We start from the raw sequence: 20,930 nt of genomic DNA, 5'->3' as shown, positions 1-20,930 counted from the left end.
CTAACTCTATTATAGCATGAGAATCATCAAAAAGCTGACTAAATTATTCAAAGCGTGGAGAGAAATACTGTAAAGAAGACCTTTTCGGCTTACATAAGCCAAGCCCAAGCTAAAACCAAGACTAGCATAAACTAAAAACTGTTGCAAAGTTCCTGGAGAATGAACCAAGGCAAACAGAACACTAGTTACCAGAAGGAAAAGCAGAGTTTGTTTGCTATTGTCCTGCTTAGGAAAGAGATAGCGTGCCAACATCCCTCTAAAGATAAGTTCTTCCGTCAAAGGAGCAAAAATATTAATAGCAAAGAATGAGAAAACTGGCTGAGCCAAGGTCAGGTCTGTCGCTGTTTGCTGATTTACCGAAGGATCATTTGGTAGGAAAAATTGAACGACAAGAGATAAGAACCAAACCAAGGCAGGGAGCCAAATAAATCGGTTAAGACTACTCTTCTCAATATGGACATGAGCTTTCTGGTACCATTTATAAATGACGTACACATATACTCCAGCCAAGGCCACATAGAGCAAGGTAGTAGCATAGGGTGAAGCGCCTAGATTCAAAGCTTCTACAGCCCCACTCTGAACGGTACCATAGATAAACACAAAGGATAGAAGGGCTAGAAGAAACCAGCCAAAATTTTTAAGTAATTTCATATAGATCTCCTATCTTGCTTTATAGCTGTTTTTCAATACAAAGAGGTTTGCTATTCCTAACACAAGTACCCATGCAAGTAACATACCGATGTTAGAAAAAGATATTTCTCCACCTTTTTTATTTAAAAGATTTACAATAGGACCGACGAACGAGTAATCCAACACTTTCTGAGCCGTATCATTTTGAAGAGCAATTATAGGTAAAAAAGAGACAATTAACATAGGGAAGATACTATAAACTTGCGCTTTAGATTGAGTATCTGACACCGCACCGATTAGAAGGTTGAGAAAAATAATACTAATAGTTGCTAGGAGCAAATAGATAACGTAAGCAAATAAATAACCCGATACATCTACTCTAAGATAGATGGGAAGTACAATCATAGCAAGTAACATTATCAGAATAGGGAGAACAAGCATACTGAAAGTATATTCTGTTGCTGTCACACCACTTAGGATGAGTGATTTAAGATTTCGTTTTTCCTTATCTTCTGCCATCATAATCGATACCATATAACCACTTCCCATGCTCAAGACCATCGTCAAGATAGAAGATAGTAAAAATAGGCTCAATTGTCCATTCTTATTTAAAAATTCATTATATAAAACAGCAATACCAAAAGGTATCAATAAAGTCGCCAACAAAGATGAATTGCTAATAAGGACTTGTAATCTTAACCATAGTAGGGCATTTAATTTTCTAAACATCTAACTTTTCTCCTGTCAATCTGATAAAGATTTCTTCTAGTGTCGGCTCACAAGAGTGAACCACCATCAAATCTGTCGTGTCTAAATGTGGTAATTCTTCAAATGGAACTATCTGTTCTCGTCCATCATTATAAACCACACGTACTTTCTTATCCACATGGTACTTCTGGATAATATCTTGCGGACTTCCATACTCTATTAAATTACCCTTATTTAAAAGAGATAAGCGATCACAAAGCAGAGTTGCCTCATTCATATCATGCGTGGTCAGAAAGATAGTTGTCCCCGCCTGCTTTAATTCTTGAAGTAGGGTATGAATCATCTTAGATGTTGTAGGGTCTAATCCACTGGTTGGCTCATCTAGAAAGAGAATCTTAGGAGCATTAAGAAGGGCACGAGCCAAGAACATTCGTTGTTTCATTCCTGTAGATAATTTTTCTGCGATAATATCTTTAGCATCTGCCAATCCAACCTGTTGGAGCACCTGATTTACTCTATCTGACTTGAGACCATATAACTTAGCATAGATGAGAAGATTTTTATAAAGACTCATCTTTTCATAAAAACCACTGCCATCACTAACAATACCAATTTGTTCCAAATCATTTGAGGTTAAATCTTGAGAATTCTTGCCTAACAAAACTGTTTTACCTTGATCTGCAGCCAACTGACCTGTTAAGACATTGATCATGGTTGTTTTACCTGAGCCAGAAGGGCCAAGAAAACCAAAGATTTCACCCTCCTTAATCTCAAAAGAAATCTGATGAAGAGCTTTTTTGCTCCCAAAACTTTTGCTTACATTTTCAACACGAATCATAGAAACTCCTTTATTTGAAATAACGTTTCACCATAGGTAACTGCATCACATTAATATAAATATGGATGGCTCCTACAAGCAAGAAGGCTAGTAACTGAATCTCTCCTGTCAGTAAAGAAAAGAGAGCAATCAGAAAGTAGAGACCTGGCAAGACATAGTTATTTAATTGGAATAAAATCCGAAAACTCTGTTCCAAATTAGCCTTGCGCTCCCCTTCATCGTAAGAATCGAAATGCTCCAAGATATCCTTTGGTGTAGAGAAAAACACCAAACCAATCTGACGAACAATCGCAATAGTCTTAAAAAGATAATTTTGAGCATTGAAAACCAACACTAATCCCAAAAAGGAAAGGGATAAGGTTATATGGCTTATATCGAGTACAATTACTTCACTTCCTGAAATGAAGAGAGCCAATAAAATCGCTACGCTTGCACTATTAAAAGCAATAGTTCCAAACTCGAGATTCCGATACATTTGCACATAATAGGTTTCATTCAAATCATCATCCATTTCCTCTTGATACAAGGAGTGAAATTTTCTGCTTTTCTTTAAGAAATTGAAAGTCAAAAGAATGCTAATGAAACCTAACAGTAAACAAATAGCTGATATCCATGGTATCAAGATTTTTACATCTAAAACAATTCCGTGAAATTCGGCACCAGCCTTAAACATATCTACAAACATGTACAAGAAAACTCCCAAGACAAAAGGAATTAAAAATAACAAGCCATGTTTCTTTTTCATATTCATTCTCCTTTTTCACTTGCTAGATTTTTGGATTTCTTTTCAATCCAGTCAACGACTGGGATGAGGGCAAAGTAGGCCCAAATAAATTGGTCACTGTAATAGAGATCAAACCATCCTAGATTTGCTCCAATTAGTAGACACAGGCTGACTAATAGAGCTATGGCAACTACATAATAGATCACTTTATACTTGTTCATCATTTTTCTCCTTTTTCTTCAACCGATTGAAAATGGACACGAGGGATAAATTAAGCCAAAACAAATACTTACTTTCAACAAAATAGAACCAACCTAGTAATGTTCCAATCATAGCAAAAGCATTCACAATGAGGGCAAGAACACTCATGTAATAAATCACTTTAAACTTATTCATCACTCGTCCTCCTCCAAACGAAATACCGATTCGACTGTTTCGTTGAAAATTTGAGATATTTTCAGGGCAATGATAATGGATGGGGTGTACTCATCCCGTTCTAGTAGGCTAACGGTCTGTCTGGAAACCCCTGCCAGCTTGGCCAGGTCGGTTTGATTGAGACCATCGCGAGCCCGAAGCTCTTTTAGACGGTTTTTTAGTTGCATGTTACACACCTACTCTCCGTCAAATTCAACGGCTTGGATATCCTCAATACGTTGCAACTTGAATTTTTCTTTTCCCTCTTTATCAACACTACGTAGTTTGACCCATTCCTCGTCAACATCCACAACTTCCCATAAAGATGTTCCAAACACTTGTCCAACGATTGTTGGATTTTTCCCAATTAATTCTTGCAATAATCTTGACATTTCTATATTTCCTTTCTCTTTTCGCTCAAGCTTTTTGATTTTATTCTCTAGTTTCTTGATTTTTTTAGAATTATTAGAATAAAAGAAAATCATAAATAGTATAAATACTACCCACATCATAGCTCCTTTCTGCTTTCTATTTCTTAACTTGCTTACATTGTAACACATCTTTTTCTTTTTGACAATCATATTTGTCAAAAAGTTTATTATTTTTGTCATTTTGTAAAAGAAAAAGGTCAGGAATAAGATCCTGACCAGTTTTTCTACTATTAAAAGCCTAATTTTTCAAAGATTTCTGAGAAATTTTGATTGATAGCATCAAGTGACACTTGAACTTCTTCTCGGGTTTGATTATTCTTGACTGTCACTTGTCCGCTTTCGACTTCACTCTCTCCTAGAGTGATGAGAGTCTTAGCCGCAAAGACATCGGCTGACTTGAACTGAGCTTTGAGTTTACGGTTGAGGTAATCACGCTCTGCTTTGAAACCTTGTTGGCGAAGAGCCTGTACCAATTCCAAAGCCTTGACATTTGCTCCTTCGCCCAAAACTGCGATATAGACATCTAGGGCGTTTTCGATAGGGAGGGCCACACCTTGCTTTTCAAGGATGAGAAGTAGGCGCTCTACACCAAGTCCAAAACCAAATCCAGCAGTTTCAGGGCCTCCAAAATAAGAAACCAAACCATCGTAACGGCCACCCGCACAGACTGTCAGGTCATTGCCCTCAATCTCAGTGATAAACTCGAAAATAGTGTGATTGTAGTAGTCCAGACCACGCACCATATTGGTATCGATAATATAGTCTACTCCAAGATTTTCCAACATCTGACGCACAGCATCAAAATGAGCTTGACTTTCTTCATCAAGGAAGTCCAAGATAGACGGTGCATTCTCTACTGCTACCTTGTCTTCTTTTTCCTTAGAGTCCAAGACACGGAGAGGATTTTCCTCCAAACGACGTTGGCTATCCTTAGACAAGGTCTCCTTGAGCGGTGTCAAATAGTCAATTAAGGCTTGACGGTAGGCCGCACGGCTCTCAGGATTTCCAAGAGTGTTGAGGTGCAATTTGACATCTTGGATGCCGATTTCTTTCAAGAAATGGGCTGCCATCGCGATGGTTTCCACATCGGTAGCTGGATTGCTAGAGCCAAAACACTCAACACCAATCTGGTGGAACTGGCGCAAACGCCCTGCCTGTGGACGCTCATAACGGAACATAGGGCCCATGTAGTAGAACTTGCTCGGCTTTTGCACTTCTGGGGCGAAGAGTTTATTTTCCACATAGGAACGGACAACGGGCGCAGTTCCTTCTGGACGGAGGGTAATATGACGGTCACCCTTGTCATAGAAATCGTACATTTCCTTGGTTACGATATCCGTTGTATCTCCGACAGAGCGGCTGATAACCTCGTAATGCTCAAAAATAGGCGTGCGCACTTCTGCATAGTTATAGCGCTTGAAAATTTCACGGGCAAAGCCCTCAACGTACTGCCATTTGGCAGACTCAGCAGGTAAAATATCCTGCGTTCCTTTTGGTTTTTGTAATTTCATAGGGAATCCTCTTTAAACTTAATAGTCTTATTTTACCATAAATAAAGGGATTAAAACAGTAAGAAAAAATTAGGATTTATACTCAATGAAAATCAAAAAGCAAACTAGGAAGTTAGCCGCAGGTTGCTCAAAACAATGTTTTGAGGTTGTGGATAGAACTGACGAAGTCAGTAACCATATCTACGGTAAGGCGACGTTGACGTGGTTTGAAGAGATTTTCGAAGAGTATTAGATATCATTTTTGAGATTAAGACCTGTCAAAAGAATAGCCAGCAAAGAAAGGACAACAAATAAAATCCAAGTCAACTGTATATTCCATACAGCTACAAGTGAAAAACAGGCTGTACCAAGAGGTACTGATAAGGTGAACAATAAACCCAAAAAATTACTGGTACGAGCTAGAACCTCTGGAGCTAGATTTTTCAGGAGCATGGCATTAATCTTTGGTGGAACTTTACCAGACACATAGAGAGTTAAAAAGAGAAATAGCAAACCAAGCACGACTTGATTGAATAAGTTAGCCAGACCAACTAGACTGACTCCTAATGTCACCCACATCATCAATCTAGGCAAGGACTGCTTCCCAAAATAATCATTTCCCGTAAGGCTACTGATGATAATTGCTAATAAAACACAGACTTGCTCGATAAATAGTGCCTCTGTGTAAGAAAAATTCAAGAGAGAATGGCTCAAAAAGAAGATGTTATAGATGCTTCCTAAAGCGCCACCCAAGGCATTGATAAGCAAGACAGCAAAGAGCATAAAACCAAAGTTTTTCTGTCCACCTTTAAGAAAAACGAGACGTAAATTTCGGTAAATTGTTAGGAACTGGTCTTTGATAGGAAGCTTCTCATTTTTTAGTGATTCACCATCAGCAGATGACATTGACAGGCTCAATTTGCTTTTTCCTAAAAAGAGAATAGAGGCTGATACGAGGAAAAAGCAGGCATTGATTCCCGCAACGAGGGAAAAATTGTTGACCGATAGACCTAAGAGCCAGACTCCAAAAGCTTGACCACCAATAGCTGAAATATAGGTGATGAATTGGGAAAAAGAATAAGCTTCCATCAAATCATCTTCAGCTACTTTTTCCTTAATAAGAGGCATGCGCAAACCACCAGCAAAATCACTAATAACATCACTAATGACATTGATTAAACACAAGCTAGAAAAGGCAAAGAGACTAGCTTGCTGGACAACTAGGGCTGCTAGAAAAAATAAAACCGCCTGAAACAAACCGCTATAGACCATCCATTTGACCTTGTCCCTCGTATAATCTGCCCGAATCCCTACAAAAACTGTAAAGAGAGTCGGAAGAATCATGACAATATTCGCCATAGCAACCGCAAAAGAGGCTTGTTGCAAGGTCGATGCATAGACGATAAAGACCAGGTTGAAAATTGAAGCACCAAAAGCATTGAAGAAGCGTGACAAAGTCAAGAGACGATAAGCTTGATTTCTAAACAATAGTTTCATAGATAATCTCCCTTCTTGTTCGAAGTTTTATGTGAAGTATGACTATAGTATAGCACTTAGAAATTTTAGAGGAAAAACTTTTGAATATATGCAACAAATGAAATGAGCAAAAAGAAACGATAGAATTTCTCCAGTGACACGAGAGAGCCCAACAGTTCTATCGCTTAAAATTTCAAATAGTTTTCTTAGTTTGCAGATATTCAACAATCGGAGGTTTTTCTATAGTATTCGGCAGATTTATTACAGCCGAGCATCTCAAAAATACGGACAGCATCTTCCATCTTTTTCTGACCTTCCTTGACTCTGCCTTGCTTGCTATCAAGGAGACCTTCCACCCACAAATAGACAATTCGGAAATAGGTTTCATTTTCATTGTAGAAATGCTCTTCGATAACACGTTTAAAATAAGAGGCATTGGTAAATTCTTCACACTCAATGCTGGCTAAAAAACCATTCAATAGTATAGTGTGAAACAGGTTTCGATTACCAGACATTTCCATTAGAAAATCAGATTTACGTACCATCTCTCGTACATATCTAGTGAAAAGAGAAACAGATAAAAATGGAGAACTGACTGAAAATAAATTGAGTTCATAGATTCCCCAGATCTCGGTAGAAAACAAATAATCATGAAGGACTTTCCCCTCCTCTGCCGTTAACTCTACCGTATCATCCATGCTCTTCATATAAGACTTGATAAGAATGGCATTTAGAATATGTTTCTGTTTCTTTTGAGAATGGGCATGCTTTTGATACTCCTTGCGATACAAGTCCTCAAGCGGAGCTATATTCTTTGGATCCAAGACATCTATGATTTCTTTTCTCAACTCAGAATCTGTATCATACTGAAAACCTCTCGCCAGAAAGAGGATTTCCTCCATACTGGTAGATATATTTTCTAGTGCAAATAGAAACTTTTCCACCGAAAGCTCACTCTGACCTGTTTCAAAGCGAGATAACATAGACGGAGAAAATTGTCCCCCAGTTGCTTGTCTCAGCGAGATATTTCTTGATTCTCGTAATTGTCTAAAGACTTTTCCAATCTGCTCCATAGACTTCCCCTTGATTCCGTATTTTCTTCATTTTATCATATTTTTCAGAAAATTCATCAAAAACTTGCCAAATTGTCAGAATTATGAGAAAATAGAGGATATTTATCACGTGGAGGGACTGTAATGAGGGAGGATATCAAAATCAATGACCGCGCTTTGGCCTTGCAAGACCAAATTATCGAAAAACTAGAGAAGGTTTTTGATACAGATGTGGAATTGGATGTTTACAATCTAGGGCTGATTTATGAAATCAATCTGGATGAAACTGGGCTCTGCAAGATTGTCATGACCTTCACCGATACTGCCTGTGATTGCGCCGAAAGCTTGCCTATCGAAATCGTTGCAGGTCTGAAACAAATCGAGGGTATCGAAGATGTCAAGGTTGAAGTTACCTGGTCACCTGCTTGGAAAATCACACGAATCAGTCGCTATGGCCGCATTGCTCTTGGACTACCACCTCGTTAATACTCTTCAAAAATCTCTTTAAACCACGTCAGCTTAGCCTTATCGTATAGATGTTACTGACTTCGTCAGTTCTATCTGCAACCTCAAAACGGTGTTTTGAGCTGACTTCGTCAGTTCTATCTGCGACCTCAAAACAGTGTTTTGAGCAACCTGCGCCTAGCTTTCTAGTTTGCTCTTTAATTTTGATTGAGTATAAGCAGGCAAATCACTTTTGGAGATGAAAAGAAGCAAGCCAATCTCGACTTGCTTTTTAAGTTTATTTTTTACCTGACTTGTCCATATTCCAGAAGTCTGTCACGGCTCCGCGTGAAGCAGATGATACGATATGGGCGTATTTACCAAGGACACCACGACTGTAAAGCGGTGGCAAGGTTGTTTCTGCCTTGCGTTTTTCAAGTTCTTCTTCGGATACGGCCATGGAAATTTCTTTGGTATCTTGGTCAACCGTAACGATATCGCCTGTACGGAGGTAAGCAATTGGTCCACCATCCTGAGCTTCAGGAGCGATATGTCCAACAACCAGACCATAAGTACCACCAGAGAAACGACCATCCGTCAAGAGGGCAACCTTATCTCCCTGACCTTTACCAACGATCATTGATGAAAGTGACAGCATCTCAGGCATACCAGGACCACCTTTAGGTCCAACGAAACGAACAACGACTACATCGCCATCAACGATTTCATCTGTCAGAACGGCCTGAATCGCATCTTCTTCTGAGTCAAAGACCTTAGCTGGACCAACGTGACGACGCACTTTAACACCTGATACTTTAGCAACCGCACCATCAGGGGCAAGGTTCCCGTTCAAGATGATAAGCGGACCGTCTGCACGTTTTGGATTTTCAAGTGGCATGATAACTTTTTGACCTGGTGTAAGGTCTGCAAAGTCAGCCAAGTTTTCAGCTACAGTCTTACCAGTACATGTAATGCGGTCTCCATGAAGGAAACCATTTGCCAAGAGGTATCTCATAACCGCAGGCACACCACCGACTTCATAGAGGTCTTGGAAGACATACTGACCAGATGGTTTCAAGTCGGCCAAGTGAGGCACACGCTCTTGGATCGTATTGAAGTCCTCAAGTGACAAGTCAACATTGGCAGCATGGGCAATGGCAAGCAAGTGAAGAGTGGCGTTTGTAGAACCACCGAGAGCCATAGTTACAGTGATGGCATCTTCAAAGGCTTCACGAGTCAAGATGTCTGATGGTTTGAGACCGAGCTCCAACATCTTAACAACAGCACGTCCTGCTGCTTCAATGTCTTCTTTCTTGTCAGCTGATTCAGCTGGGTGAGATGAAGAGCCTGGCAAACTCATACCTAGAACTTCAATAGCAGTCGCCATGGTATTAGCAGTATACATACCACCACAGCCACCAGGTCCAGGGCAGGCATTACATTCAAGACGTTTCACGTCCTCAGCTGTCATGTCACCGTGGTTCCATTTTCCGATACCCTCAAAGACAGAAACCAAGTCAATATCTTTACCATCAAGATTTCCCGGTGCAATGGTTCCACCATAGGCGAAAATAGCTGGGATATCCATATTGGCAATGGCAATCATAGAACCAGGCATGTTCTTGTCACAACCACCGATAGCGACGAAGGCATCCACGTTGTGGCCTCCCATAGCCGCCTCGATAGAATCTGCAATGATATCACGAGATGTCAAAGAGAAGCGCATACCAGGCGTCCCCATGGCAATCCCGTCCGCTACAGTGATAGTTCCAAACTGCACAGGCCAAGCACCTGCAGATTTGACACCTTCTTTAGCCAATTTCCCAAAATCATGCAAGTGGATGTTACATGGTGTATTTTCCGCCCAAGTCGAAATAACCCCCACAATCGGTGTTTCAAAGTCCTTATCTGTCATACCAGTCGCACGAAGCATGGCACGGTTTGGTGATTTTACCATACTGTCATAAATGCTACTGCGGTGACGTTTATCTAATTCAGTCATTTGTTCCCTCCCATTTCAGTTTTTACTATTATAGCACATTTTAAAAACAATGAACAGAAGAAAATTCTTGAATTTTCAGAAAATTTCGATTAATTCAATTGATGACCTTTTAATTTTTTCATCTTTTTTTGTCAAGTAACTTTACTTTACAAAAAAAATGTGTTATCCTAGTATGGTTGATGAAAATCAGTAGATTGAATCGAATATAAATACCTAAAGGAGAAATCAAAATGGCAGTACCTGCACGTCGCACTTCAAAAGCGAAGAAAAACAAACGTCGTACACACTACAAAGTAACAGCTCCATCTGTAAACTTTGACGAAACTACTGGAGATTACTCACGTTCTCACCGCGTATCACTTAAAGGATACTACAAAGGACGTAAAATCGCTAAAGCTGCATCAGCTGAATAATAGAAGGGAGATACCATGCGCGTAAATATTACACTTGAACACAAAGAATCTGGTGAACGCTTGTACCTTACTTCTAAAAACAAACGTAACACTCCAGACCGTCTTCAATTGAAGAAATACTCACCAAAACTTCGCAAACACGTTGTGTTTACAGAAGTGAAGTAAGCATTCAATACGAATCAATACAAAAGAAAAACGCTGATTCAAGCGTTTTTTCTTTTTGTTAATTTCAGTACATTACAATAAAAATCAACCGAATGACTACATTATTGATAATATTTGTTAAGCCATCAAAAGTAATTAACATTTCATAGCGAGTAATCCTATTTAAACTTGTCTCACTATCTATTTTTTCTTATCTCTGTGTTATAATAAAATAGATTTTAAATCCATCTATTTTATTATTGAAAATTCTACATTTTTCAATTGAATTTTGATTACAAATATTCGCGTGATTTTCGCGTGATTTTCGCGTGAATATTTTAAAATATATCTTAGAAATACGATGAAATCAAAGATTTTAATTATCTATCAAATTTACTTTTTCGCGTGACAATCATTTAAAAAAATAAATTTAAGCAACATTATATTTTAGGAAGGAAAAATATGGACTTAAAATTTGAAGGGGTTGATTTAGAATACAAAAAAGCCAAAAACGATCTTCCAGAGTCTTTCTGGGAAACCTACTCAGCATTTGCAAATACAAATGGCGGGAAAATAATTCTCGGGATAGACGAAAAAAATATTGACCCCTACCAAGGAGTCAATAATCCTCAAAAAATACGAGACAATTTATTCGCTTTAGTCGCAAACAAACAAAAAGTTAGTTGTAACTTACTTACCGATAATGACATTGAATACATTGACATTCCAGGTAAAAATAAACAACTCATGGTAATCACTGTAAGAGAAGCGAATCCTCACCAAAAACCCGTCCATCTAAAAAATGATTATCGTGAGTCATATAAAAGATTAGGTGAAGGCGATGTTCGACTTGATAAAGAAGAACTTAAATATCTGATGACTAGTTCTCATGATGATATTGATAGTGAGTTACTTAATAATTTTGACGAAAATGATTTAAATTTAGATACAATAGAACATTACAAGCAATTATTAATTGAACTTACTGGTAATACAAAATATAATAGCATTTCGTTGAGAGATTTTCTAATCGAAATTGGTGTATTTAAAAAAGACAGGATTGATAATACATATAAATTAACCGCAGGAGGACTAATATTTTTTGGAAAGTACAATTCTATCATTTCTCGTTATCCCAAATTTCAATTAGACTATTTTGAAAAAGATACCTCCCTTTCAACTAGGTGGAACGATAGAATTTCAACAGGGGATATGATGTACCCTGATTTAAACATGTTTGATTTTTTCAATTTAGCATATAAGAAATTAACTACTACAACAAATGATAGATTTGAGTTTAATAACGAATCTGCCCACCGTTTACCATTCAAGAAAGACCTATCTGAATCTATACGTGAAGCTTTAGTAAACTGCTTAATGCATGCTTACTATGACTTTGATTCTCCTATAGTTATTACAGCTTATCAAGACTTCTATGAATTTAAAAATCCAGGTAAGATGAAAATTTCTATTCCCGAATTTATACATGGCGGAACTTCCAAAACGCGAAATAGTACAATCTCTTCATTATTCCGTAGAATTGGGATGTCCGAAAAAGCTGGATCAGGTGGACCAAAAATTTTTGATATTTCCGAAAAATATAAACTAAAAATCCCTGAGGTAAGCACTACCTTTGATAGTACTGTTGTTACAATCTGGAAAGTAGACTTATTGTCTTCTTATGCGGATACATCAGATAATGAAAAGATAATACTTGAATATATCATTAAAAATGGTAGTATTACTAAAAATGATGTCCTCGAAAATTCTCTCATGACTGAGTATAAATTTAGAGAAAATTTGAAATCTCTACAAAATAAAAAGTATATTGAGATAGAAGGTAAGGGACGATCTACAAGATATGTTCTCCCTAAAAGCTCAACTGAACAATACCACATCATTAAACAACAAATCAAAAATCTTGGAGATTTCATGACTAAATATTAAATATTTTATTTTCATTCCTAAAAATTTTTGAAATAATATGGTCTTTTCCCAAATTTGCGGAAACCAAAACGCAGGCTCAAGTGAACTGACCGTCCTGCGTTTTTTCATTCTTCCCCTACTCTCTAAATCTCATTCAACTTTTCGAGATAGGCGGTTAATTCTGCTTGGGCTTCTGGTGTTGTGCCTACTAGCTGGCTGCGCATGTGTGCGAGTCTGGCTTCTACCTCCCCAATCTCTTTATCAATCTCTGCGAGCTGGTCGGCGAGGTCGGCGAGGGGAACAACTGGTTCTTCCTCAAAGGTATCGACATAGCGTGGAATGTTGAGGTTGTAGTCATTTTCGACAATCTCTTCAAAGCTGGCTAGATGGGCGAACTTCTCGACATTCTCGCGTTTTTGATAGGTCTCCAAAATCTTGGCAATATGGTCTTCGGTCATATTGTTTTGATTTTTCCCTTTTTCAAACTCTTTTGAGGCATCGATAAAGAAGACATCCTTATTGGTGCGATTCTTTTTAAGGATAATAATGGTTGTCGGGATAGAGGTATTATAGAAGATATTTGCTGGCAAGCCGATAACTGTATCAATAGCCCCTTCTTCTAGCAGGTGCTGGCGAATCTTTTGCTCGGCTGCTCCTCGAAAGAGGACTCCGTGAGGAAGGACAATGGCCATGACACCATTATGCTTGAGGTGGTAAAAACCGTGAAGGAGGAAAGCAAAATCTGCTTTGGACTTAGGTGCCAGAACTCCATAACTTGAAAAGCGAGGATCTTGCAGGAATCCACTATCTGCTGACCACTTCAGTGAGTAGGGTGGGTTCATCAAAACTCCATCAAAGTCTGTCGGCTCGGTAGTCGGCCAATCTTCGTCTAGGGTATCGTGATTGCTGAGGTGATAGTTCTCAATCGCAACCCCATGAAGCATCATATTCATACGAGCAAGGTTGAAGGTCGAAGTAATCAACTCTTGACCGTAGTAAGAAATCGTCGAAGCTTCCTTACTATAGCGCTTGGCATTGAGCAAGAGAGATCCAGAACCCATGGTCGGGTCGTAAACCGACATCCCTTTTTGATGTTCACGCCCTGCAAAGACAATCTGAGTCATGAGGTGAGAGACTGCTTGAGGTGTATAGAATTCTCCAGCTTTTTTCCCAGAATCACTGGCAAATTGGCCTATCAAGTACTCATAAGCATCACCCAAGATATCACCAGCATGACCAGAGACATTAAGATCGTTGAGCTGTTTCATAACCTCAGAGATGGTCTTGTTTTGCTTTTGTGGGGTGTTGCCTAGCTTTTTAGCATAGAGGTCAATATCTTCGAAAAGATTTTCAAATTTTTCATTGGCCTGCTCGATATCACGGAAACTTTGGGCTAGAGATTCTAGCTGGAAGGTGCCTTCGTGGATAGACTGAACCAGCTTGGTAAAGGTCAGAGAAGGCTCAATCACATAGCCCAGCTCGTCATTTAAGACCTCGATGAGGTCTTCACGGACATCCGCATCCGCAAAGTTTTCCTCGTAGAGAAGCTGCGCTTGCTGGAAGGACTCAAAGGTCTCGTCCAAGTTATCACAGACGGCTTGGAGGATGTTGTCGGATAGGTACTTGTAGAATATCAGTCCCAATAGGTAGGACTTGTATTCATTGGCCTCCATCTGGCCACGCAGGATATCTGCCGCATTCCAGAGGGATTGGTAGAGTTCTCTTGATAAATCTGTTTGTGACATAGGGTCTCCTATTCATTTCACCTTTCATTCGTTTGGTGTAGCTTTTTACAGTCTTGGTATCTTTCTGAATTGAACACGACCTAAAAGCTGGGTAAAAAAGATAAACTGTCTGGTCTTCATCGAAGACTGTCCCAGTTTCCTATTTTTACTGGGCTTTGTGAGGTCTGAGTATCTTAGATAAACATTTTTCTGAGTAGAGTTTGTTTGCTTTCTTTGAATTGGTTGACTTTTTCCTCTTGCTTGGCAATGGCCTTATCTAGGTCTTGGAAGAAAGAACCGATGGCTTCTTGTTCAGGGAGGGAGGGGAAGTAAACACTAAAATTTTCTACAGATGACCTAGAGATATTTAACTGAGACATCCCTGCACCTTGAGATTTAAAATAATATTGATTTGAGTTGATATATGAGTACAGAAACTCTGAATTTGAATTGAGTCGTGGTCTTAGCAATGCAACCCTCTGATTTAGGACAAATTTATTACTTTCAGGTATAATAGCAACTCTTCCAAGTAGATTCCCATGAGCCACATCACTTAGCACCATGACTAAATCTCCTTTTTCAAGTGTTTCATCAGCTTTGTCAATAAACTTACCAGAGTGCTTTAATCCACCATCTATACTAATTGAATTTAAATTAATTAATTCGTAACTACCAGAATCAGATTGTCTATCCTCATATCCTTTACCATTTTTATAATCTGCACTTTCCCCCAACTTCACTTCCTTCCACTCATCTTCAAATCCTGCGAAGCGAAGGGCTGGTTTGGTTTGTCCTTTGGCTGGGAAGAGGAATTTGAGGTAGGTTTTCTTCTGCTCTTTGAGCACCTCTAACTTACGCTGTTGAAGGCTAATAAGCTGGTCAATATCTTGGAAGAAAGAACCAATAGCAGTTTGCTCGGGGAGGGAGGGGAAAATGACATCACCTTTTAAAACATTTTCATCAGTAACTTTCATGTCATTTTTTGCTCCTTTATTAACTAATGGTTTCAAATATTTATTTAATCTTAAATTGTCATCAAAATAATACTCCACAAATATTCCATTTGAACCATTATTAACTTTATAAATAGCATACAATGTGGAAACAATTCCATTTTTACCATGGTTAGTTTTTATAATCCCATACGGATTAGCTTTTAAAGGACTCTTTGTATAAACAACATCTCCAGTTTCTACAATACCATACGGTAAGACAGAAGCACCTGCAAATGACCTACCTTGAAACTTAATCTGATTAACAATCCCATAATCACCCGAAACAGATAAAACATCACTTTTATCATACTCACCATCTACATTTCTATTTTTTGAAACAGTAAGGTAAGCCCCCAACTTTTTCTGCTCCCAAGATTCAGTATATCCCGCAAAGCGATAACTTGGTTGTTTTGTCATATTACTCCCTTTCTATTACTCCATTTTCTTATTTCTACACTTTAGATTTTCTCTTTTGATTTCTATTCTTCAATTTTGCCTATTTTAAAACAATAGATAGGATGATTTGACAAGATAGAGTTAAACACCTAGCAAATAAGAAGAATCAAATAAGCATTTTATCTCCCCCTCAGCGGTAAGATATCCTCTGAAATCATGCGCATATAGTCCTCTTTGAGGGCTTTTTTGTATTTGAGTTTTGGTAGTGCCTTGTCTCCGTGGGCTTCCTTATAGGCCAGATAGTCCTGAGACTCGGTGATGGCTTTTTCGCCATTTTGCTTGTCTCGTCCGATGCGGTAGTTATCCACTACGAACTGGAGTTCATCCTCTCCTATCTGCCAATAATCTGCCGTTTCACGAATCTTTTTCTGGGTTGTTAGCTCAATCATCTCATCCAACTTATGGGTTACAGACTGCCCCTGATAGCTCTTAGCATCTGCTTGGACATTCTGCCAGAGTTTGGAGATGAGGCTGGATAACTTGGGATTGGATTTGTTCAAATCTTCGATATAGTTATCTACCAGACTCTTTTCCTTTTTACCGATAAGGTTTCCCCGATTTTCAATCATGTTTTGGATGAGAGAGAGGATATAGTGATAGTTTATCTCGTCGGTGCGGATGGATTCGAGCTCATACTCTATATCCAGCAGAACGCCTTCCTCTTCTTGGTCTTCTTTTCTGCGTCTGCGGAGTTCTTCGATGACATTTTGATATTGGCCGGCAAAGTTCTCGATGTCCTCTAGGCTGAGACCAATCTCTCTGAGGATGACTTTCTCATCATAGTCAGAATAGACTTGTATAGAGGATAGGAGCTTGTCAAATTCTTGGAAGGCCTTAGCAAAGCGTTTTAATTCTGCATCTGTCGCTGTATCCAAATCAGGCACCTGCTCTGGACTTGGAGCAATAGCCAGTAGTTGATGAACCTTCTCCAGAAACTTGGCCTTCTCCTCCTGCCATTCTGGGGCTAAGACACTGGTTTCGCCACCATTTGAGTAAAGGCTCAGAGCTTCATCCACTTTTTCTTTAAAGCGGTCAGGCGTTTGGAAAGTAACGATTTGACCGAATTTCTTGCCTTCATCAAAGAGGCGATTGGTTCGTGAAAAGGCCTGAATGATGTGCTGGGGTTTCATGGGCTGACGATCCATGAACAGGGTCGATAGGCAAGGGGCATCAAAGCCTGTCAACAAGCGGTCCACAACGATAACCAGGTCCAACTGCTCCTCACGGAAGGCAAAGCGTTCTTTCTTACGAGCCAGACGGTCGTTGAGGTCACTATTGTAGGAAGCAATGGTTGCTAGGCTAAAGTGGGTACCAAACATGGCATTGTAGTCTTCTAAACTCTCCTCCATGTAGGCTTGGTTGACATAGGAGTCTGCTTCATTTTCTGTCACTGAGTAAGTAGTAGCAACCTTAGGAAAGTCTGGCAAAATCTTTTTAACATTTTCCGAGATGCTTAGAGACTTTTCTCCATTTTTGACTTGCTTAATCAGGTTATAATAGGCCTGTGCACGGGCAATACTTTTGACGGTCAAAATGGCTTCATAGGTTTTTCCTACCCCATTTTGGAAACCGAGTTTGCGTCTTGAGCGATTGAGAATGGCATCTAATACAGCAAGCATGTGGCCTTCGTCATCATAACGCTCCTCGTCAATCTCATCTTCTGCCCAACCAGGCATGGTTGTCTGATACTCTACATTAAAGCCAAGAACCGCCTTGTCATGAATGGCTTCTTTGACGGTATATTGGTGGAGGCAGTCACCATACTGCTCTTCGGTCGTCTGAGCAAGGTCTCCTTTTTGTTCACGTTTATTTTCTGTAAAGATAGGCGTTCCTGTAAACCCATACCAGAGAGAATTTGTAAAGAAATGCTCTAGGTGGCGCTGGCGTTCAGGAGTCACTGCGCGATGGCATTCATCGACGACAAAGGCTAGTTTGAGTTGTTTGATACGATTGTAAACCTTTTGGTGACGCCCTTCATCAAACTGGCGAATCATAGCATTGATTTTCTGGATGGTCGTCACAACGACACGGCGGTCATCAGAAGCCAGATTTTTAACCAATTCCTGTGTATCATCAGTCTCGTCGATATCAATCATATCGTTCTCTGCGTAAGACTGAAAAGAACTGGTCGTCTGCTGGTCGAGGTCTGTCCTATCAATCACAAAGATTGTCTTCTCAATGGATGGTATCTGGAGCAGATTGCGAGAAACTTTATAAGAGGTCAGGGTCTTGCCTGAACCAGTCGTATGCCAAATATAGCCCGACTGGCGCTGGCGACTGGCTTCACGGATAGCCTCAATGGCATGTACCTGATAGGGGCGCAATAAAATCAAGGCCTTCTTGTCATCATCAATGACAGAATACTGCATGACCATCTCGTGGGCTCTCGGTATCGACAAGACAGACTCTGCAAAGTCAAATAGTTGAGGTTGAGGTCTATTTTCACTATCCACCCACTTGGTCAAGAAGCGTTCATTTAGCTTGTTGGCTTTGGCAGCTGCGATGTAGCGAGTGTCTGTGACATTAGAGACGACAAACATCTGAAGGCTTGAAAAAATACCTCTGAACTGTCCTTCTTGGTCGTATTTCTTAATCTGACGGAAGGCATCCATATAAGGATGAGAACGGCTTTTTAGTTCGATTTGAATCATGGGCAGACCATTGATTAACAAAGTCACATCCCCACGGCGCTGGCGAATCCCTTCTCCGCCTGTGATGACTTGGTTGACAACCTCATAGCTGGATTTGCCACCAGCGACATTGTTTCTCCACAAGACTTCCAATCGAATGGTGCCTAAACTAGCATCTTCACGTTGAACCTGCACCTTGGCAATGCCATTTTCCCCTGCTATCCACTTGGCTGCTTCGTAGAAGTTGACGAAATTGAGTTGGTTTTTGATTTGATTTTTCTCTGAATTTGTAAGGGGATGGTCTTGCAAAATGCGGACATTATTGGCTTCCAGCTTGGCAAAAAAGTTTCCCCATAGGAGGTCTTCTGTATTTAACTCAGGTCGATACACCCATTGACTTTCTCCCTTTGTCAGCTGGTTGATTAAATCTCGCTCGATAGCCAATTCCTGTTTGGTTTTGGCTTTGCCTGCTACAGGGATAGCAGTCTCGTCTTTAGGAGAGAGTCTCTGGCTGATATGGAAATCCTGCAAGGCTGCTTGATTGAGATATTGCAATTTTTTGAGAAGATCTTGCTCCGTCCCTTTTATAGCTTGATAGCCTGCTGTCAATTCTTTATCTGCATCTAGGTAGTGATGCGGGTTCTTCTTTATTTGGATATAGCCCTGCACCAAATCTTCTAAACGTCCCAGCTGAATAGCAAGCTGGTTCTGGAGTTCCTGAGAATTGCTTCCAGATGCTTCTTTCTGGTTGATAGCTTCTAGGTATTCTACGATGGCAGCATAACTAGGCTGTAACTCAGGTGCTGAAACGATGAGTTCTTGTTCTAATTCTTTTGATAAAGTGTACATCATGTCCATCCTCCACTTCTATTCAGCAAAAAGCCTACCAAGGAAATTGGCAGGTTTTGAAAATGGGCACGAGGACACGAATATAGCTCTCTGCATGGGACTTGTTTGCTTAACCATAGGGACTCTTCCTTTTCATTCATCCAAGGCGTTGCGACATCGAAAAAACAGCGCCTTTACTTCCTTCCATTGTATCATAAAAGACTAGTAATAAAAAGGTTTTCTAGGGCATTCTCTCTAAATCTGGCAATAATCCCCTGACCTTCAAACTTCTACTAAAACAAGCAAAATCCCCTGCAAATCTACATTACAAGGGACTTGTGTGTTATTCTTGTACTTCTTTCTGAGCGGCCTTTCCTTGGTCTAGAAGGGCTTGGACGATTTTCTCATCGCGTAGCTTGACAGAATCGTTGATCATTTCTGCGGACTTGACGATGGTTGTTTCTAGTTGGGCACGTTTCTGGCGTCCCAATTCAATGGCAGCAACGATACCTTGGTTTTGTGCAACCAGACTTTCAGCCAGTTTGGTAACAGATTCGACAGCGACTGTCGGGCTTTGTGCAATTCTCTCCATCTGCGGAATCACTTCCTTACTGGTTTCAGCTAGCATCTGAAGGGCAGCATTATTGGCATTGACAATGGCATCTGCCACGACACCTGATTTCATTGATTGTTGCAAAATACCCAGTTGGGCAATAGAAAGCTTCATTGTTGGAATCGTATTGCGACGAAGCATGCCCAATTTTTGGCGCATATCAGATGACACCTTCACCAGATTGCGCATCTGAGGTGTTGTTGCCCAGGCAACATAGAGACGGCTGACATACTCTGTGTGTTGTTGTTCAAGGGTATTGACCACTTCAGCCATGCGGGCCAATTCTTGTGATTTGGTTTGGTATTCTACCGTACTTGTATCGAGTTGGTCAGCTTGAGCTTTCAGTTCTGCAGCGCGATTACCAGCTTCTGTCTGGCTGGCTTCGATAAAGGAAATCACTCCCACTAGATTTTCAATGGATTTGGTATTGTCCTCAATCAACATCTCAGCAGAGACGATATTTCGAGCTAGCACATCTTCTTGCTTGACCACTGCGGCAGCCATGCCATCCAGCTTTTGCTCCACTGTTTTTGAGTCAAAGTAAAATTCCTGTAGGGTATTCTTGCTCTTGTTAAACAAGCGTTGCAAAAAGTTTGGCTTCTCTTCTAACTCAGCAATTTCAGCGTTCTTGTATTTGACGACAAAGCCTTGCAACTCACGGTTGGTATTCTTGAGTAAGTCATCCACTTGGGGAATCTGCAGTTTCTTTTGTTCTGACAAGATATGATTGACTGTATTGTTCACACCTTCTACAGCAGATTGTCCAAAATCTAAGAGAGCATTTTGATTGGTGACAAACTGGTCTACTAACTGAGGCACGTGCGCCTTGATTCCTTCTTGCTGCTCAGGGCTCAACTTTTCAAGGAAGGTCAAGGTCTTGTCCGAGCCAGTATTGGTCTCGATGATTTGGGTTGTTTTATCCACCTTAGCTACCGTATTATTGGCAATCTGGTCAATATCAAAATTAAATTCTGTCATGGTTACTCCTTTGT

The 20,930-nt window shown here is 40.0% G+C and carries 20 protein-coding genes; 4 read left to right on the top strand and 16 right to left on the bottom strand.

Annotated features, from left to right (window positions below):
* Positions 1 to 9: 9 nt before the first annotated feature.
* The 11 genes from ADI58_RS02580 to ADI58_RS02525 form a co-directional block, all read right to left on the bottom strand.
* A complete protein-coding gene (locus ADI58_RS02580) occupies positions 10 to 651 on the bottom strand; it encodes a CPBP family intramembrane glutamic endopeptidase (protein WP_049521344.1) in 642 nt (213 codons plus the stop codon).
* Between the two features lie 9 nt (positions 652 to 660).
* The gene (locus tag ADI58_RS02575; protein WP_049521343.1) at positions 661 to 1,359 is read right to left on the bottom strand and encodes an ABC transporter permease; all 699 of its coding nucleotides are present in this window, start codon (positions 1,357 to 1,359) and stop codon (positions 661 to 663) included.
* Complete coding sequence (locus tag ADI58_RS02570) at positions 1,352 to 2,176, bottom strand: ABC transporter ATP-binding protein (RefSeq protein ID WP_000621677.1); 825 nt, start codon at positions 2,174 to 2,176, stop codon at positions 1,352 to 1,354. Before ADI58_RS02570 ends, ADI58_RS02575 begins: the two co-directional genes overlap by 8 nt.
* Positions 2,177 to 2,186: 10 nt before the next feature.
* On the bottom strand, positions 2,187 to 2,921 hold the full coding sequence (locus ADI58_RS02565) for a DUF3169 family protein (RefSeq protein WP_049521342.1): 735 nt from the start codon (positions 2,919 to 2,921) through the stop codon (positions 2,187 to 2,189).
* A gap of 2 nt (positions 2,922 to 2,923) precedes the next feature.
* Positions 2,924 to 3,121, bottom strand: a complete 198-nt coding sequence (locus ADI58_RS02560) for a hypothetical protein (RefSeq protein ID WP_049521341.1) — start codon at positions 3,119 to 3,121, stop codon at positions 2,924 to 2,926.
* A complete protein-coding gene (locus tag ADI58_RS02555) occupies positions 3,108 to 3,296 on the bottom strand; it encodes a hypothetical protein (RefSeq protein WP_033687972.1) in 189 nt (62 codons plus the stop codon). Before ADI58_RS02555 ends, ADI58_RS02560 begins: the two co-directional genes overlap by 14 nt.
* Positions 3,296 to 3,502 carry a helix-turn-helix transcriptional regulator gene (locus tag ADI58_RS02550; RefSeq protein WP_001176231.1) on the bottom strand — a complete coding sequence of 69 codons (207 nt, stop codon included), beginning with the start codon at positions 3,500 to 3,502 and terminating at the stop codon, positions 3,296 to 3,298. The genes ADI58_RS02555 and ADI58_RS02550 overlap by 1 nt, the downstream gene beginning before the upstream one ends.
* 9 nt (positions 3,503 to 3,511) lie before the next feature.
* Positions 3,512 to 3,976, bottom strand: coding sequence for a hypothetical protein (locus tag ADI58_RS02545; RefSeq protein WP_065428648.1), 465 nt, complete (start codon positions 3,974 to 3,976; stop codon positions 3,512 to 3,514).
* On the bottom strand, positions 3,976 to 5,256 hold the full coding sequence (gene hisS, locus ADI58_RS02540; RefSeq protein WP_049521339.1) for a histidine--tRNA ligase: 1,281 nt from the start codon (positions 5,254 to 5,256) through the stop codon (positions 3,976 to 3,978). Before hisS ends, ADI58_RS02545 begins: the two co-directional genes overlap by 1 nt.
* Positions 5,257 to 5,484: 228 nt before the next feature.
* Positions 5,485 to 6,732: an MFS transporter gene (locus tag ADI58_RS02530; protein ID WP_049521338.1), complete on the bottom strand. Its 1,248-nt coding sequence runs from the start codon at positions 6,730 to 6,732 to the stop codon at positions 5,485 to 5,487.
* Between the two features lie 200 nt (positions 6,733 to 6,932).
* Entirely contained in the window at positions 6,933 to 7,784 is an 852-nt protein-coding gene (locus tag ADI58_RS02525; RefSeq protein ID WP_049521337.1) for a helix-turn-helix domain-containing protein, read from the bottom strand.
* A 123-nt stretch (positions 7,785 to 7,907) separates the two neighbouring features.
* Here ADI58_RS02525 and ADI58_RS02520 point away from each other — a divergent pair, with 123 nt between their 5' ends.
* Positions 7,908 to 8,249 carry a metal-sulfur cluster assembly factor gene (locus tag ADI58_RS02520; RefSeq protein WP_001206380.1) on the top strand — a complete coding sequence of 114 codons (342 nt, stop codon included), beginning with the start codon at positions 7,908 to 7,910 and terminating at the stop codon, positions 8,247 to 8,249.
* Between the two features lie 256 nt (positions 8,250 to 8,505).
* Here ADI58_RS02520 and ilvD read toward each other — a convergent pair whose 3' ends face one another.
* Positions 8,506 to 10,209, bottom strand: a complete 1,704-nt coding sequence (gene ilvD, locus ADI58_RS02515) for a dihydroxy-acid dehydratase (protein ID WP_000137346.1) — start codon at positions 10,207 to 10,209, stop codon at positions 8,506 to 8,508.
* A 230-nt stretch (positions 10,210 to 10,439) separates the two neighbouring features.
* On the opposite strand from ilvD, the gene rpmF reads away from it, so the two are divergent.
* The 3 genes from rpmF to ADI58_RS02500 all read left to right on the top strand — a co-directional run bounded on the left by rpmF (position 10,440) and on the right by ADI58_RS02500 (position 12,713).
* Entirely contained in the window at positions 10,440 to 10,622 is a 183-nt protein-coding gene (rpmF, locus tag ADI58_RS02510; protein WP_000290417.1) for a 50S ribosomal protein L32, read from the top strand.
* 15 nt (positions 10,623 to 10,637) lie between these two features.
* The gene (rpmG, locus tag ADI58_RS02505; protein ID WP_001265622.1) at positions 10,638 to 10,787 is read left to right on the top strand and encodes a 50S ribosomal protein L33; all 150 of its coding nucleotides are present in this window, start codon (positions 10,638 to 10,640) and stop codon (positions 10,785 to 10,787) included.
* Positions 10,788 to 11,228: 441 nt separating this feature from the next.
* Positions 11,229 to 12,713, top strand: a complete 1,485-nt coding sequence (locus tag ADI58_RS02500) for an RNA-binding domain-containing protein (RefSeq protein ID WP_049521336.1) — start codon at positions 11,229 to 11,231, stop codon at positions 12,711 to 12,713.
* A 122-nt stretch (positions 12,714 to 12,835) separates the two neighbouring features.
* On the opposite strand, the gene ADI58_RS02495 is transcribed toward ADI58_RS02500, so the two are convergent.
* From ADI58_RS02495 to ADI58_RS02480, 4 genes are all read right to left on the bottom strand, one after another.
* Positions 12,836 to 14,437 carry a type I restriction-modification system subunit M gene (locus ADI58_RS02495; protein WP_049521335.1) on the bottom strand — a complete coding sequence of 534 codons (1,602 nt, stop codon included), beginning with the start codon at positions 14,435 to 14,437 and terminating at the stop codon, positions 12,836 to 12,838.
* A 173-nt stretch (positions 14,438 to 14,610) separates the two neighbouring features.
* Positions 14,611 to 15,828, bottom strand: coding sequence for a restriction endonuclease subunit S (locus tag ADI58_RS11495; protein WP_049521334.1), 1,218 nt, complete (start codon positions 15,826 to 15,828; stop codon positions 14,611 to 14,613).
* Between the two features lie 158 nt (positions 15,829 to 15,986).
* Positions 15,987 to 19,355, bottom strand: coding sequence for a type I restriction endonuclease subunit R (locus tag ADI58_RS02485; protein WP_080982439.1), 3,369 nt, complete (start codon positions 19,353 to 19,355; stop codon positions 15,987 to 15,989).
* A gap of 313 nt (positions 19,356 to 19,668) precedes the next feature.
* Positions 19,669 to 20,916, bottom strand: coding sequence for a toxic anion resistance protein (locus tag ADI58_RS02480; protein WP_049521333.1), 1,248 nt, complete (start codon positions 20,914 to 20,916; stop codon positions 19,669 to 19,671).
* Between the last annotated feature and the right edge of the window lie 14 nt (positions 20,917 to 20,930).

Origin of the sequence: Streptococcus mitis, assembly GCF_001074635.1 — a bacterium.
Taxonomy (GTDB): Bacteria; Bacillota; Bacilli; order Lactobacillales; family Streptococcaceae; genus Streptococcus; species Streptococcus mitis_E.
Note: the sequence above shows the minus strand (reverse complement) of the source record. Positions and strands in the feature narration are given on the sequence as shown.